Raw genomic sequence first — 14,927 nt, 5'->3', positions numbered from 1 at the left:
GGCGCTGGCCTCCCCCGTCCGATGCATGGGCGATCCGGGCTTACAGGACCATTGGTAGATTCCTGTCATGGCGGTGGACGAGCTCGACACCCGGATCCTGCGTCTGCTGATCGAGCAGCCGCGCACCAGTGTCCGCGAGTACGCCCGGATTCTCGGCGTGGCGCGCGGGACTCTCCAGGCCCGGCTGGACCGGCTGGAACGCACGGGGGTGATCACCGGCAGCGGCCCCGTGCTCTCCCCCGCCGCGCTCGGGCACCCGGTGCTGGCCTTCGTGCACATCGAGGTCACCCAGGGGCACCTGGACGACGTGGGCGACGCCCTGGCCGCCGTACCGGAGATCATCGAGGCCTTCTCGATCACCGGCGGCGGGGACCTGCTGACGCGGGTGGCCGCCCGGGACAACGCCCATCTGGAGGACGTGATCCAGCGGCTGATCCGGCTTCCGGGGGTGGTCCGCACCCGGACCGAGGTGGCGCTGCGGGAACGGGTCGCGCACCGGCTGCTGCCGCTGGTCGAATCGGTGGGACGGGCGGCCCGCACATCCTGACGGGATGGCGGTGGCCTGCGGATCCGCCCGGGAGGCCACCGACGCCGCACTGGAGGGCAGCGGGCCGGACGCCCTGCCGACCACGGCGGTCCCCGCCGAGGAGGCCGGACGGGGCAGGCCCGCGCTGGACGTGTTCCCGGAGGCGGCCCGCCGGCCCGGCGCGGCCCCGGCCTCCTGCGTGGTGGTCGAGGACGCCGCTCCGGGTGCCCTGGCCGCCCGCGCCGCCGGAACGGCCTGCCTGGCCGTGCCGGACCTGGCGCAGGACGCGGGCGACCCGGCCTTCGCCGGCGCGGGCCTGCTCTTCGCGGGAGGCCGGGCGGAGTTCGGCGCGGCCGCCGCCGAGGAGTGGCTGGGCTCGCTCGGGACCGGGTGAGCGGGGCCGCCGCCGCCCGGAGCTCAGCCCATGACCCGCGGCAGACGCAGGCTGAGCAGGACCGTCAGGACGATCAGCCCGAGCTGCACCAGGAGGGTGACGGCGAGGGCGTCGCGCATCCCGGACCCTGCGGCCAGCGCGAGGAAGAGGCTGCCGACGGTCGCCACGCCCAGGGCGAGCGAGGACTGCTGCGTGGTGACCATGACCCCGCTGCCCACCCCGGCCCGGTCCGCCGGCACGTCCGAGAGCATCAGCCGCATCAGCACCGGCAGTTGGAGGCCCTGCCCCAGGCCTGCGACGGCCACCCCGGGGGCGAGGGCCGCGAGCCCCAGGTCGGGCCAGCCGCGCCAGACGGTCACCAGCAGCAGGCCGATGCCGGCCGCCTGGACGATCCCGCCGGCGGTGACGACCCGGCTGCCGAAGCGCCCGACCAGCCGGGGCCCGGCGAGCGAGGCGGCGAAGAAGGCCAGGGCCATCGGCACCAGGGCGAGCCCCGCCGACACCGGGCCCATCCGCAGCCCCTGCTGGAGCGCGACGGCGACGACGAACATGAAGCCGCTGAAGCCGATCGAGAACGGCAGCAGCATCACCAGCCCGCGCCGCAGCGACACCAGCCGCAGCAGGCTCGGCGGTACCAGCGGGGTGCGCCCGAGACGGTCGGCGCGGCGCTCGGTCAGGTAGAAGGCCACGGCGGCGAGCGGGGAGACGGCCAGCGAGAGCCAGGTCCACAGCGGCCACCCGGCCGCCCGGCCCTCCGCCAGCGGGAGCAGCAGGGACACGAGCGTGAGGCCCAGCAGCAGCGTGCCGGGGACGTCGACCGACGCCGGGCGCTCGGAGCGGGTCTCGGGGACGGCCCGGACGGCGAGCACCAGCCCGAGCAGCACGACCGGCACGTTCACCAGGAACACCGACCGCCAGCCGGAGCCGGCCACGTCGGCGGCCACCAGGACCCCGCCGAGGATCTGCCCGGCGACCATCGACAGGCCGGCGGTGGCCCCGTACAGGCTCATCGCGCGGGCCCGGCGCGGCCCCCGGGTGGTGGCCTGGATGGTGGCGAGCACCTGCGGCAGCATCAGCGCCGCCGCGGCGCCCTGGGCCACCCGCGCCCCGACCAGGGTCCAGGCGGTGGGGGCCAGGCCGCAGGCGAGGGAGGTGACCCCGAAGGCGGCCATGCCGATGAGGAACAGCCGGCGCCGGCCGGCCGTGTCACCGAGGCGGCCGCCCAGCACCAGCAGCACCGAGTAGGCGACCCCGTAGCCGCCGACGACCAGCTCCAGCATGGCCGGACCGGCGGCGAGGTCGCTGTCGATGGCGGGCAGCGCCACGTTGACGATGAAGAAGTCGATGAGCGGCAGGGCCGCGCCCAGCAGCACGGTGAACAGCCCGAGCGGCGAGATCCCCTCGGACCCGTCGGCCGGGGTCAGGGCGGCGGTGGGGGTGGACGGAAGGGGTGGCGTTCGTACGGTCGTTTCGGTCACGGAAGAGACGATGCTCCCTCGCTGAGCCTGGTACCAGAGTCTCCTCATCCTGGTACCAGGAGTACCTGGAAACCGGCTGTGCGATGCGGCAGGCTGGACCCATGACCACTGTGGCCCCACCGAGCGACCTGCGCCGGCACGAGCTGGCGGACTTCCTGCGCAGCCGCCGCGAGCGGATCACCCCCGAGCAGGTCGGGCTGACCCGCGGCCGCCGCAGGCGCACGCCCGGGCTGCGCCGCGAGGAGGTCGCCCAGCTCTCCGCCGTCGGCGTCACCTGGTACACCTGGCTGGAGCAGGCCCGGGAGATCCAGGTCTCTGCGCAGGTGCTGGACGCCCTCGCGCGCGCCCTGCTGCTGGACTCCACCGAGCGCGCGCACCTGTTCGCGCTGGCGGGCGGTGTCGACCCCGCACCGGACACCCGCTGTCCGAGCGTGACCCCGGCGCTGCGGGCCATGCTCGACCAGCTGGACCCGATCCCGGCGTGCGTGCAGAACAGCCGGTACGACATCCTCGCGTACAACTCCACGTACGGGCGGCTCCTGTGCGACCTGGACCAGCTGCCGCGCGAGGACCGCAACTGCATGTGGCTGGCCTTCACCGACCCCGAATGGCGGGCGTCGCTCGCCGACATGCCGGACGTGAACCGTCTGATGGCGGCCAAGTTCCGCGCCTCGATGGCCGGCCACCTGGCCGAACCCGCCTGGAAGGCCCTCCTGGCCCGCCTGGAGGCGGCCTCGCCGGAGTTCCGGGAGATCTGGGCGCGGCACGAGGTGGTCGGGCTGGGCAGCAACAGGAAGTACATCCGCAACGCCCACGTGGGTCTGCTCCGCCTGGAGCACACCAGCCTGTGGCTGGGCCCGGCGGCGGGCCCCCGCCTGACGACCTTCGTCCCGCTCGACGAGGAGACCCGCCTGCGCCTGGTGGAACTCCGCTCCCTGGCGCCGGCCGCGGCCTGAGGCCGGGGCGGATCCGGTCCGCCCTCCCCGGGGAAGATCCCCCACACCCCGCGAAGTTGGTAGAACCGTGAACGAAACAGTGCGGGACGTGGTGGACGTGGACGTGGTGGTCGTGGGGGCCGGGCAGGCGGGGCTGTCCAGTGCCTACCACCTGGCCCGGGCCGGCATCGGGCACGTGGTGCTCGACCACTCCCCCCGGCCGGGCGGGGCCTGGCAGTTCCGGTGGCCCTCGCTCACCTACGGCAGGGTGCACGGGATGCACTCCCTGCCCGGGATGGAGCTGACCGGCGCCGATCCGCTGCGGCCGTCGTCGGAGGTGATCGGGGAGTACTTCGCGGCGTACGAGGAGCGGTTCGGGCTGCGCGTGCGGCGGCCCGTGGACGTGACGGCCGTACGCGAGGGCGGGGGCGGGCGTCTGCTGGTCGAGTCCCCGTCCGGGAACTGGGCGGCACGGGCACTCGTCAACGCCACCGGGACCTGGGACCGGCCGTTCTGGCCGCGCTACCCGGGGCAGGAGCTGTTCCGCGGACGCCAGCTGCACACCGCGCACTACCCGGGTCCCGGGGAGTTCGCCGGGGCCCGGGTGATCGTGGTGGGCGGGGGCACCTCGGCGGTGCAGCACCTGCTGGAGATCTCCGAAGTGGCGGCGGCGACCACCTGGGTCACCCGCAGGCCGCCCGTGTTCCGCGAAGGCGGCTTCGGCGAGGCCGAGGGCCGGGCGGCGGTGGCGCTGGTGGAGGAGCGGGTGCGCCGGGGCCTGCCCCCGCGGAGCGTGGTCAGCGTGACCGGGCTGCCGCTGAGCGCGGCCGTACGGGCGGGGCTGGAGTCCGGGGTGCTGGACCGGCTTCCGGCCTTCGCCCGGATCACCCCGTCCGGGGCCGTCTGGGCGGACGGGCGGCGCGTGGAGGCCGACGTGATCCTGTGGGCCACCGGCTTCCGGCCCGCCGTCGACCACCTGGCCCCGCTGCGGCTGCGCGAGCCGGGCGGCGGGATCCGGGTCGAGGGCACGCGGGCGGTGCGCGACGAGCGGGTCCACCTGGTCGGCTACGGGCCCTCGGCGTCGACCGTCGGCGCCAACCGGGCGGGCGGGGCCGCCGTCCGGGAGATCGGCCGCCTGCTGGCCCGGGGTCCGGCGATGTCAGCCCTGGTGTGACCCCGCCGGGCCGCTGACGGGGAGCACCGGCCGGCCGCAGGTTCCCGGCTTCGCCCTCGCCCTCGGCGGCGGTCTCCTGCGGCCGGGTTCCCCGCGGTCGGGTTCACGGCGCTTGCGCGCGCTCCATGGCCAACGCACCCCGCCCGCCCCCGCTCTTCCCGCCTTCCGCACCGGCGGCCGGTCGCAGGCGGGGGGCGGCGGGGCCGCCTCTCATTTCGGAGGCGCGCCCGGAGTGGCGGGCCGGGCCGGGGGGCCCGCCTGGGCGCGGGCCGGGCGGCCGGGGGCCGTGGCGGCGGGCGGGCCGGAGGCCGCCGCGCGGAGCCGGTTGAACTCGGCCACGTGCTTGCGGTGTTCCTCGTAGGTGGCGGAGAAGCGGGTGTCGCCGGGCTTCACGGTGACGAAGAACAGCCAGTCGCCGGGGGTCGGCGCGACCGCGGCCGCCATGGCCTGGAGGCCGGGGCTGTCGATGGGGGTGGGCGGCAGGCCCTGGCGCTCGTAGGTGTTGAAGGGGTGGTCGATCCGGGTGTCCGCGAGCCTGGTGTCCACGGTGGTGCGGTTCAGCGCGTAGTTGAGGGTGGAGTCCATCTGGAGCGGCATCGACCGGGCGAGCCGGTTGTGCACCACCCGGGCGACCTTGCCCATGTCCGCCGGATTGTCGGCCTCCGCCTCGATGATGCTGGCGAGGGTGGCCGTCTGGTACGGGGTCATGCCGTGGGCCCGGCCGCCCTCGGCGACCGCCTTGGTGGCGAGCTTCTGGTTCGCCGTCCGCACCATGGCGGCGAGCAGGGTGGCCGGGGTGGACTTCGAGGTCACCGGGTACGTCGCCGGGAACAGGTAGCCCTCCGGGTTGCCCTTCGCCTCGGCGGGCAGGGGCAGGCCGGCCGAGGCCACGACCGTTGCGGTGGCGCCCGCGGGGAGCCGGAGCTCCTTGTCGATGGCAGCGTAGACCTGCGGGGCGCGCCACCCCTCGGGGATCAGCAGGCGGCGGGGTGCCTCGGGCGCCTGCGTGCGGGACAGCTGGGGGATGAGGACCGCCGCCCCGAACCCGATCCCGAGCAGTGCGGTGAACAGGAGCAGCAGACGGCCTCGGCGGGTGAGCCGGGAGCGGCGCTGCGGCGGCTGGTACGCGTGAGGCATACCGGCACGCTAGCGCTCACACCGTGAGGTTCCCGGCATCACACCCCGCCGCGATCATACGATCACACGTTCACCGGAGCGGGTGCGGCGTCCGCGTCCCGTCCCTGCTCCCGCTCGGGCGTACACCCCCTCTGGGGCGTGTGCACGGCGTCGCGGTCCCTGCGGACCAGCGCGGCATAGCGGCCTCCGGCCCCCAGCAGCTCCTCGTGCGTGCCGCGTTCGGCGATGCGGCCGGCGTCCAGGACGACGATCTGGTCGGCGTCCCGGATGGTGGAGAGGCGGTGCGCGATGGTGATGGTGGTGCGGCCCCGCGAGAGGTTGTCGATGGCCCGCTGCACGGCATGCTCGGTGCGGGTGTCGAGGGCGCTGGTGGCCTCGTCCAGAATGAGCACCGGCGGGTCGCGCAGGATGGTGCGCGCGATGGCCAGGCGCTGCTTCTCTCCCCCCGAGAACCGGTAGCCGCGCTCGCCGACCAGGGTGTCGTACCCGTCGGGCAGGGACTCGATGTGCTCGTGGATCTGCGCCGCGCGGGCCGCCTCGGTGATCTCCTCGTCGGTGGCGTCGGGCTTGGCGAAGCGCAGGTTGTCGGCGACCGAGGCGTGGAAGAGGTAGGTCTCCTGGGAGACCACGCCTATGGAGCGGGCCAGCGAGTCGAAGTCCAGGTCGCGCACGTCCACCCCGTCGAGGACGACCTTTCCGCCGGTCACGTCGTAGAGGCGGGGCACCAGGTAGCTGAGGGTGCTCTTGCCGGAACCGGTCGGCCCGACCACGGCCAGGGAGCCGCCCGCCGGGACGGTGATGTCGATGCCCGTGAGGGTGGGGCCGGTCTTGGCCTCGTACGCGAAGTGCACGTCCTCCAGGCGGACCTCGCCCTTGGCGCGGCCCAGCCGGACCGGCTCCTCGCGCTCGGTGATGTCCACCGGCAGGTCGAGGTACTCGAAGATCCGGGCGAAGAGGGCGAGCGAGGTCTGGATCTGCACCCCGGTCGACAGCAGGCTCACGGCGGGCCGGAACAGCCCCTGCTGGAGGGTGACGAAGGCGACGAGGGTACCGACGGAGAGCGAGGGGGCGCCGGTCTGCAGGGTGATGCCGGCGGCCCAGTAGATCATCGCGGGCATGGCCGCCATCACGATGCCGATGGTGGACATCCGCCAGCGCCCGGCCATGCTGGAGCGCACTTCGAGGTCCACCAGCTTCTCCGACTCCTCGGCGAAGGCGGCGGTGAGGGACTCGGAGCGGCCCATGGTGCGGCCGAGCAGGATGCCGCTGACCGACAGCGACTCGGTGACCGTGGCGGCCATGGCGGCCATCTGCTTCTGCCGCTTCGTGGTGATCTTCTTGCGCTCGCGTCCGACGCGGCGGCTGATCCACACGAAGAGGGGCAGCAGGAGCAGGGAGACGAGGGTGAGCCGCCAGTCGAGCGCGAGCATCGCGACGACGGAGGCGATGACGGCGGTCAGGTTCGACACCAGCGAGGTCGCGGTCGAGGTGACCGTCGCCTGCATGCCGCCGATGTCGTTGGCTATGCGGGACTGCACCTCGCCGGTCCGGGTGCGGGTGAAGAAGGCCAGCGGCATCCGCTGGAGCTGGGCGTAGACGGCGGTGCGCAGGTCGTGCATGACGCGCTGGCCGACCGTGGTGGAGATGAGCGTCTGGAGCACGCCGAACACACTGGTCACGACCGCCGTGAGGATCATGCCGAGCGCCAGCAGGCTGAGCAGCCCAGTACGGCCCTGGGGGATCGCGACGTCCAGGATCTCCTTGAGCAGGAACGGCGAGGCGACGCCGACCAGCGAGGACGCGCCGACCAGCGCGCCGACGACGGCGAGGCGCCCGCGGTAGGGGCGGAACAGGCCGAGGATGCGGCGCAGCTCGCGCGGCCCGTCGGCGGGGGCCGGGCGGCTGGGGTCGAGGGCTTCGTTCGATGGGGTCCACTTCGGCTCGTCGCTGTGCATGGGCCTCCTTCCGCCGGGGACTTCAAATGAGCCTAGCTCATTGTTACCTATACTCACAATGAATGCGGTCCTGCTACTGTTCCCAGTATGAGCACCGGTTCCGAGACCGACACCCGCGATTCGACCGACGGCGTCCTCGCCGAGCAGCTGCTGCGCCTCACGCGCCGGCTCCACCGCATCCAGAAACGCCACATGGAGCCGCTCGGGATCACCCCTGCCCAGGGCCGGCTGCTGCGGATCATGGCGCACTACGCGGACGGCCAGCCGCCCCGAATGGCCGACCTGGCCGCGCGCCTCGAGGTCGTACCCCGCGCCGTGACCACCCTCGTCGACGGTCTGGAGGCCGCCGACTGCGTGCGCCGCGCACCCGACCCCGCGAACCGGCGCGTGATCCGCATCGAGCTCACCGAAACCGGTCGCGCAACGCTGCGCCGTCTGCGCAACGCGCGTACGGACGCGGCAGAGGAGATCCTGGCTCCGTTGACCGCCGAACAGCGCGAGGTGCTCGGCGGCCTGCTCGACGCGCTCGCGGACGTCCCGGCGGAGCGCCGCTGCTGAAACGGCCCCCCGGCGGGCGCCGCGGGCGGCGGGCCGGGCGTCCGCACGGACAAGGGACCGCACATGCCGCTGCTCGAACCGAAGCCGGGAGCCCTGCGCCCGCGCCCCGGCGCCCCCGCCCCCGACCGGGTCCCCGACCGGACGGCCGCCGGCACCCCGCGGACCCTGCGGGAGGAGCTGACCGCCCTGCTCGGTGCCGAGAAGGTGCTGTGGCGGGTCTCCGACCTGGTCCGCTACGCCACCGACGCCTCCCCGTACCGGTTCGTCCCGCAGGTGGTGGTGGTCGCCGAGGACGTCGACGACGTCTCCGCGGTGCTCTCCTACGCCCGCGGCCGCCGGCGCGAGGTGGTCTTCCGCGCCGCCGGCACCTCGCTCAACGGCCAGGCGCAGGGCGAGGACATCCTGGTCGACGTACGCCGCCACTGGCGGGGCGTCGAGGTTCTCGACGCGGGGCGCCGCGCCCGGATCCGGCCCGGCACGACCGTCTTCCGGGCCAACGCCGCCCTCGCCCGGCACGGCCGGGTCCTGGGCCCCGACCCGGCCAGCGCCGTCGCCTGCACCCTGGGCGGGGTCGTCGCCAACAACTCCTCCGGCATGACCGCCGGCACCAGGAGGAACGCCTACCGCACACTGTCCTCCCTCACCCTCGTCCTGCCGACCGGGACCGTGGTGGACACCGCCGACCCGCTCGCCGACGAGGAACTGGCCCGCGCCGAGCCGGAGCTGTGCCGGGGGCTGATGGAGATCAAGCGGGACATCGAGGCGGACCCGGCCCTCGTCGCCCGGATCCGGGCCAAGTACGAGATCAAGAACACCACCGGCTACCGGCTCGACGCCTACCTGGACGGCTCCACGCCCGTCGAGATCCTGCGCGGCCTGGCGGTCGGCTCCGAGGGCACCCTGGTCTTCATCGCCGAGGTCGTCCTCGACACCCTCCCCCTCGACCGCGAACTCTCCAGCGCACTGCTCTTCTTCCCCTCCCTGCCCGCCGCGGCCGCCGCGGTCCCGCTGTTCAACGCGGCCGGAGCCCTCGCCGTGGAACTGATGGACGGCAACACCCTGCGCGCCGCGGCCGGCGTCGCCGGGGTGCCCTCCGACTGGGCCGGGCTGTCCCGGGACACCGCCGCGCTGCTGGTGGAGTTCCGCGCCCCGGACGCCGCCGTACGCGCGGAGTACGAACGCCGGGCGGCCGCCGTCCTGCCCTCGCTGGAGCTGGTCGCGCCGGTCCCCTCGGTCACCAACGCCTTCACCCGCGACCCGGCCGTCATCGCCGGCTACTGGAAGGCCCGCAAGGCCTTCGTCACCGCCGTCGGCGGCGCCCGGCCCCCGGGCACCACGCTGATCACCGAGGACTTCGCCGTACCGCCGTCGCGGCTCGCCGAGGCCTGCGGGGCGCTGCTGGCCCTCCAGGCGGAGCACGGCTTCGACGCGGCCGTCGCCGGGCACGCGGCCCACGGCAACCTGCACTTCCTGCTGGCCTTCGACGCCGCCCGGCCCGAGGACGTCGACCGGTACGCGGCCTTCATGGAGGCCTTCTGCCGGCTCACGGTGGAGCGGTTCGACGGCTCCCTGAAGGCCGAGCACTCCACCGGCCGCAACATGGCCCCCTTCCTGGAGCTGGAGTGGGGACCCCGGGCCACCGGGCTCATGTGGCGCACCAAGCGGCTGATCGACCCGGAGGGCGTCCTCGCCCCGCGGATCCTCCTCGACCGCGATCCGCGGGCCCACCTGCGCGGCCTGAAGACGATCCCGCAGGTGGAGGCGGTCGCCGACCCCTGCATCGAGTGCGGGTTCTGCGAACCGGCCTGCCCCAGCGGGGACCTGACGACCACTCCGCGCCAGCGGATCGTGCTGCGCCGCGAGATGACGCGCCAGCCGCCCGGCTCCCCGGTCCTCGACGGGCTGCTCGACGCCTACGGCCACGACGCCGTCGACACCTGCGCGGGCGACTCCCTCTGCGGGCCCGCCTGCCCCGTCGGCATCGACACGGGCGCGCTGATGCGGGACTTCCGCCACCGGCTGCACGGTCCGCGCGAGGAGCGTGCCGCCGCCCTGGCCGCCGTTCGGTTCCGTACCGTGGAGGCCGCCGTGCGGCTGGCCGTGGCCGCCGCAGACCGGGTCGGGCACCGGCTGCCTGCTACCGTCACCCGGGTGGCGCGCAGGGTGGTGCGCCCCGACCTGGTACCGCAGTGGCCGCCGGGGATGCCAGGGGCGGCGCCGCGCCGGCTGCCCCCGACCCGGCGGGTGGGCGCGGCCGGCGTGTACTACCCGGCGTGCGTCAACCGGATCTTCGGCGGCCCCGGGGACCGCTCCGGGCCCTCGCTGCCGGAGGCGGTGGTGGCCCTCGCGGAGCGGGCCGGCAGGCCGGTGTGGATCCCCCGGGACGTGCGCGGCACCTGCTGCGCGACGATCTGGCACTCCAAGGGGTACGAGGCCGGCAACCGGCTGATGGCCGACCGGATCGTGGAGGCCGCCTGGGGCTGGACCGCCGGGGGCCGGCTCCCGCTGGTGGTCGACGCCTCGTCCTGCGCCCTGGGCCTGTCCCGGGAGGTGGTCCCCCACCTGAGCGAGGACAACCGGGCCCTGCACGCGGAGCTGCGGATCGTGGACTCGGTCGTCTGGGCGGCCGAGGAACTCCTGCCGCACCTGGAGGTCCGGCGCACCGTCGGGTCGGCGGTCCTGCACCCCACCTGCTCGATGCGGCACCTGGGCGACGAGGAGCAGCTGCGCGCGGTGGCCGGGGCCTGCGCGGACGAGGTCGTGGTCCCGGACGACGCGGGCTGCTGCGCCTTCGCGGGCGACCGGGGGATGCTGCACCCGGAGCTGACGGCTTCGGCGACGCGGCGGGAGGCGGCGGAGGTGGCCGCGCGGCCCTTCGACGCGTACCTGTCGGCGAACCGGATGTGCGAGGTGGGCATGGAACGGGCCACCGGGCACGCCTACGCCTCGGTCCTGCTCGAACTGGAGCGCGCCACCCGGCCCTGAACCGCTGCGCGCGCTCCGCTCACGCCCCCGCGCCGCGCACGCCCCCCGAGGGTGCACGGCATGCGCCGGCGGCGCTCCCCCGCCGGAAATTCGATTGCCCGGCCCGCGACCGGAAGGCGAACCTTGCGTGGTTTGCACTCACCGAGCCGTGATGGGGCGTCATGCAGATCAGCGACCTTCCGTATCCGGATCCCGGGGTGCCGGACGCCCGCTCCGGCGCGCGTTTCCTGTGGTGGCTGGGCCGGGGGCAACTCGGCGGGCAGGCCCGCAGCCTGGCCTGGGGGCTGGTGCACTTCTGCGGCATCGCCGGGCTGCCGTACGTGGTCGGCCTGGGCGTCGAGGCGGCCGTCGACCGCGACGGAGGGCGGCTGCTGCTGGTCGGCGGGCTCCTCCTGCTGGTCGGCACGGCCATCGCGGTCGGCGACGCCATGCTCCACCGCACCGCCGTCACCAACTGGATCACCGCCGCCGCCCGCGTGCAGCAGCTGCTCGCCCGCAAGACCGCCGAGTTGGGCTCCGCCCTGACCCGCCGGGTCGCGGCGGGGGAGGTGGTGGCCGTGTCCACGGGGGACGTGGAGAAGATCGGCTGGTTCGTCGAGGCGGTCTCCCGCTTCCTCGCCGCCGCCTTCGCGGTCGTCGCCATCTGCGTCGGGCTGCTGTTCTACGCGCCCGCGATCGGCGTGGTCGTGGCGGCGGGCGTCCCGGTCCTCGCGCTGTCCGTGCTGCCGCTGCTGCCGCGCGCCACGCGGCGGGCCGACGTCCAGCGCGAGAAGGCGGGCAAGGCCACCGAGCTGGCCTCCGACACCGTGGCGGGCCTGCGGGTGCTGCGCGGCATCGGCGGCGAGGAGCTCTTCCTCGACCGCTACCGCGAAGCCTCTCAGGAGGTCCGCCGGGCCGCGGTGCGCAGTGCCCGGATGTGGGCGCTGATCGCCGCGGTCCAGGTGCTGCTCCCGGGCGCCCTGATGGTCGCGGTGGTCTGGTACGGCTCCGTGCTCGTCCTGGACGGCCGGCTGGCGGTCGGCGAACTCGTCGCCGCCTTCAGCGCGGTGGCCACGATGCTGTATCCGCTCCGGCACTTCGAGGAGATCGCGATGTCCTACTCCTTCTCGCGGCCCTCCGCCCAGCGGGCGGCCCGGGTGCTGTCGCTGACGCGTACGGACGGCGGGGCGGGTCCCGCCTCCGCGCCGCCGCCGCAGGCTCCGGCACCGGGCGGGGACCTGTACGACCCCGCGACGGGGCTGCTGGCACCGGCCGGGCGGTTCACGGCCGTCGTGTGCGGGGACCCGGACCTGGCGGGCCGGCTCGCGGAGCGCCTGGGCGGTCACGCCGTGCATTCCGGGGACGGGGCCGGGGCCCCGCCGTCGGCACTGCTCGGCGGGGTCGCGCTGGACGGGCTCGCGCTGGACGCGGCGCGCGGGCTGGTCCTCGTCCAGGACAAGGATCCGGTGCTGCTGTCGGGGACCCTGCGCGAGCTGTTCGACGTACCGGCGTCGGGCGCCGTCCCGCCCCCGGCGGCGCTGGCGGCGGCGCAGTGCGGGGACGTCCTGGACGCCCTGCTCCAGGCGGCCCCCGACGGGGTGGACGACGCCATGGACACCCGGATCACCGAGCGCGGCCGGTCCCTGTCCGGCGGGCAGCGCCAGCGGCTCGCGCTGGCCCGGTCTCTGGTCACCGACCCGGAGGTGCTGGTGCTGGACGAACCGACCTCGGCGGTCGACGCGCACACCGAGGCGCGGATCGCCGACGGGGTCGCCACCCTGCGCGCCGGGCGCACCACCGTGGTGCTGGCGTCCTCGCCGCTGCTGCTGGACCGCGCCGACCGGGTCGTCCTCGTGCACGGGGGCCCGGCCGTGGCGGCGGGCACCCATCGCGAACTGCTGCGCGCCGAGCCCCGCTACCGGGCGGTGGTCACCCGGGAACCGGACGGGGAACGGGGCCGGATCGGCGGCCCCGCCGGGAACATCACCGAGGAACTCACAGGGATCGAGGAATCAGCATGATCGGCGTGGCGCCGCCGGAGCACGATCCGGCGGCCCCCGAGACGGCCGCGACACTGCCCGTGGGTACGTCGGCGACCGTACGGGGCTATGTGCGCGGCCTGCTGCGGAGGCACCGGCGGGCCTTCGCGGCGCTGGTGGCGGTCAACGCGGTCGCCGTGGTCGCCTCCATGGCCGGCCCGTACCTGCTGGGGCGGGTGGTGGACGAGCTCTCGGCGGGGGCGCGCGAGCTCCATCTGGGGCGCGTGGCGCTGCTGTTCGCGCTGGCGCTGGCCGTCCAGACCTGCTTCGTGCGGCTGGTCCGGCTGCGCGGGGCGATGCTCGGCGAGGAGATGCTGGCCGACCTGCGCGAGGACTTCCTGGTGCGGTCGGTCGGCCTGCCGCCGGGGGTCCTGGAGCGAGCCGGTACCGGGGACCTGCTGTCGCGGATCACCACCGACATCGACCGGCTGGCGAACGCGATGCGCGAGGCGGTGCCGCAGCTGGCCATCGGCGTGGTCTGGGCGGGGCTGCTGTACGGGGCGCTCGCGGTCACCGCGCCGCAGCTGGCACTGGCCGCGCTGGTGGCGCTCCCGATCCTGGTCGTCGGCTGCCGCTGGTACTTCCGGCGGGCGCCCTCCGCGTACCGCTCGGAGGCCGCCGGGTACGCGGCGGTCGCGGCGGTGCTGACGGAGACGGTGGACGCGGGGCGGACGGTCGAGGCCCACCGCCTGGGCGGGCGCCGGATCGCGCTGTCGGAGCGGCGGATCCGGGAGTGGACGGCCTGGGAGCGGTACACGCTGTTCCTGCGGACGGTGCTCTTCCCCGTCGTCAACGCCACCTATGTGACGATCCTCGGCGCGGTGCTGCTGATCGGCGGGTACTGCGTGCTGCGCGGCTGGATGTCGGTCGGCCAGCTGACCACGGGCGCGCTGCTGGCGCAGATGATGGTCGACCCGATCGGCCTGATCCTGCGCTGGTACGACGAGCTCCAGATCGCGCAGGTGTCGCTGGCGCGGCTGGTGGGGGTGCGCGAGATCGAGCCGGCGGCGGGTGACCGCGCAGTGGTCCCGGAGGGCCGGGACGTCCGGGCGGAGGAGGTCCGGTTCGGCTACCGGGAGGGCGTGGACGTGCTGCACCGGGTGTCGATGTCGGTGCCGCCTGGCACCAGGATGGCGCTGGTCGGCCCCTCGGGCGCGGGAAAGTCCACCCTGGGCCGGCTGCTGGCGGGGATCTACGCGCCGCGGACCGGGGAGGTCACCCTCGGCGGGGCGCGGCTCTCGCGGATGCCCGCGGAGCGGGTGCGCGAGCACGTGGCGCTGGTGAACCAGGAGCACCACGTGTTCGTGGGCTCGCTGCGGGACAACCTGCGGCTGGCCCGGACGGGCGCCGAGGACGCCGAACTGTGGGCGGCGCTGGGCGCGGTGGACGCCGACGGCTGGGCGCGGGCGCTGGAGTCGGGGCTGGACACGGAGGTGGGTTCGGGCGGCAGCGCGCTGACCCCGGCGCAGGCGCAGCAGATCGCGCTGGCCCGGCTGGTGCTGGCCGACCCGCACACGCTGGTGCTGGACGAGGCGACCTCGCTGCTGGACCCGCGGGCGGCCCGGCACCTGGAGCGGTCGCTCGCGCGGGTGCTGGACGGCCGTACGGTCATCGCGATCGCCCACCGGCTGCACACGGCGCACGACGCGGACGTGATCGCCGTGGTCGAGGGCGGCCGGATCAGCGAACTCGGTTCGCACGACGAGCTGGTGGCGGCCGACGGGGCGTACGCGGCCCTGTGGCGGTCCTGGCACGGGTGACTTGGCC

At 75.0% G+C, this 14,927-nt stretch carries 10 protein-coding genes and 1 pseudogene; 8 read left to right on the top strand and 3 right to left on the bottom strand.

Annotated elements, in window-relative coordinates; translation table 11 throughout:
• Positions 1-67 precede the first annotated feature (67 nt).
• Positions 68-547, top strand: a complete 480-nt coding sequence (locus ACFY15_RS17840; protein ID WP_390686668.1) for an Lrp/AsnC family transcriptional regulator — start codon at positions 68-70, stop codon at positions 545-547.
• A gap of 4 nt (positions 548-551) precedes the next feature.
• The gene (locus ACFY15_RS17835) at positions 552-920 is read left to right on the top strand and encodes an HAD-IA family hydrolase (protein ID WP_390686669.1); all 369 of its coding nucleotides are present in this window, start codon (positions 552-554) and stop codon (positions 918-920) included.
• Positions 921-943: 23 nt separating this feature from the next.
• Here the strand turns inward: ACFY15_RS17835 and ACFY15_RS17830 are convergent, their stop codons facing one another.
• Positions 944-2,398: an MFS transporter gene (locus ACFY15_RS17830; RefSeq protein WP_390686670.1), complete on the bottom strand. Its 1,455-nt coding sequence runs from the start codon at positions 2,396-2,398 to the stop codon at positions 944-946.
• Between the two features lie 101 nt (positions 2,399-2,499).
• Between ACFY15_RS17830 and ACFY15_RS17825 the strand changes: the two genes are divergently transcribed.
• Positions 2,500-3,354: a helix-turn-helix domain-containing protein gene (locus ACFY15_RS17825; RefSeq protein ID WP_390686671.1), complete on the top strand. Its 855-nt coding sequence runs from the start codon at positions 2,500-2,502 to the stop codon at positions 3,352-3,354.
• A 61-nt stretch (positions 3,355-3,415) separates the two neighbouring features.
• Positions 3,416-4,507: pseudogene (locus ACFY15_RS17820) on the top strand (FAD-dependent oxidoreductase); the annotation flags it as partial.
• Positions 4,508-4,717: 210 nt separating this feature from the next.
• On the opposite strand, the gene mltG reads toward ACFY15_RS17820, so the two are convergent.
• Both mltG and ACFY15_RS17810 read right to left on the bottom strand, forming a co-directional pair.
• Positions 4,718-5,644, bottom strand: a complete 927-nt coding sequence (gene mltG / locus ACFY15_RS17815; RefSeq protein WP_390686672.1) for an endolytic transglycosylase MltG — start codon at positions 5,642-5,644, stop codon at positions 4,718-4,720.
• Between the two features lie 62 nt (positions 5,645-5,706).
• A complete protein-coding gene (locus ACFY15_RS17810; RefSeq protein ID WP_390686673.1) occupies positions 5,707-7,599 on the bottom strand; it encodes an ABC transporter ATP-binding protein in 1,893 nt (630 codons plus the stop codon).
• 87 nt (positions 7,600-7,686) lie between these two features.
• Here ACFY15_RS17810 and ACFY15_RS17805 point away from each other — a divergent pair, with 87 nt between their 5' ends.
• The 4 genes from ACFY15_RS17805 (at position 7,687) to ACFY15_RS17790 (ending at position 14,920) form a co-directional block, all read left to right on the top strand.
• Positions 7,687-8,157: a MarR family winged helix-turn-helix transcriptional regulator gene (locus ACFY15_RS17805; protein ID WP_390686674.1), complete on the top strand. Its 471-nt coding sequence runs from the start codon at positions 7,687-7,689 to the stop codon at positions 8,155-8,157.
• Positions 8,158-8,220: 63 nt separating this feature from the next.
• Positions 8,221-11,142 carry an FAD-binding and (Fe-S)-binding domain-containing protein gene (locus ACFY15_RS17800; RefSeq protein ID WP_390825751.1) on the top strand — a complete coding sequence of 974 codons (2,922 nt, stop codon included), beginning with the start codon at positions 8,221-8,223 and terminating at the stop codon, positions 11,140-11,142.
• A 161-nt stretch (positions 11,143-11,303) separates the two neighbouring features.
• On the top strand, positions 11,304-13,142 hold the full coding sequence (locus ACFY15_RS17795; RefSeq protein ID WP_390825750.1) for an ABC transporter transmembrane domain-containing protein: 1,839 nt from the start codon (positions 11,304-11,306) through the stop codon (positions 13,140-13,142).
• On the top strand, positions 13,139-14,920 hold the full coding sequence (locus ACFY15_RS17790) for an ABC transporter ATP-binding protein (RefSeq protein WP_390825749.1): 1,782 nt from the start codon (positions 13,139-13,141) through the stop codon (positions 14,918-14,920). Before ACFY15_RS17795 ends, ACFY15_RS17790 begins: the two co-directional genes overlap by 4 nt.
• The last annotated feature ends 7 nt before the right edge of the window (positions 14,921-14,927 follow it).

Origin of the sequence: Streptomyces sp. NPDC001373 (genome assembly GCF_042895815.1) — a bacterium.
GTDB lineage: Bacteria > Actinomycetota > Actinomycetes > Streptomycetales > Streptomycetaceae > Streptomyces.
This window is presented reverse-complemented; position numbering and strand designations above follow the sequence as displayed.

Coding starts and splice junctions, on each gene's coding strand:
- ACFY15_RS17825 (WP_390686671.1), top strand. CDS start 2,500: ATGACCACTGTGGCCCCACCGAGCGACCTGCGCCGGCACGAGCTGGCG.
- ACFY15_RS17835 (WP_390686669.1), top strand. CDS start 552: ATGGCGGTGGCCTGCGGATCCGCCCGGGAGGCCACCGACGCCGCACTG.
- ACFY15_RS17805 (WP_390686674.1), top strand. CDS start 7,687: ATGAGCACCGGTTCCGAGACCGACACCCGCGATTCGACCGACGGCGTC.
- ACFY15_RS17795 (WP_390825750.1), top strand. CDS start 11,304: ATGCAGATCAGCGACCTTCCGTATCCGGATCCCGGGGTGCCGGACGCC.
- mltG (WP_390686672.1), bottom strand. CDS start 5,644: ATGCCTCACGCGTACCAGCCGCCGCAGCGCCGCTCCCGGCTCACCCGC.
- ACFY15_RS17810 (WP_390686673.1), bottom strand. CDS start 7,599: ATGCACAGCGACGAGCCGAAGTGGACCCCATCGAACGAAGCCCTCGAC.
- ACFY15_RS17800 (WP_390825751.1), top strand. CDS start 8,221: ATGCCGCTGCTCGAACCGAAGCCGGGAGCCCTGCGCCCGCGCCCCGGC.
- ACFY15_RS17840 (WP_390686668.1), top strand. CDS start 68: ATGGCGGTGGACGAGCTCGACACCCGGATCCTGCGTCTGCTGATCGAG.
- ACFY15_RS17790 (WP_390825749.1), top strand. CDS start 13,139: ATGATCGGCGTGGCGCCGCCGGAGCACGATCCGGCGGCCCCCGAGACG.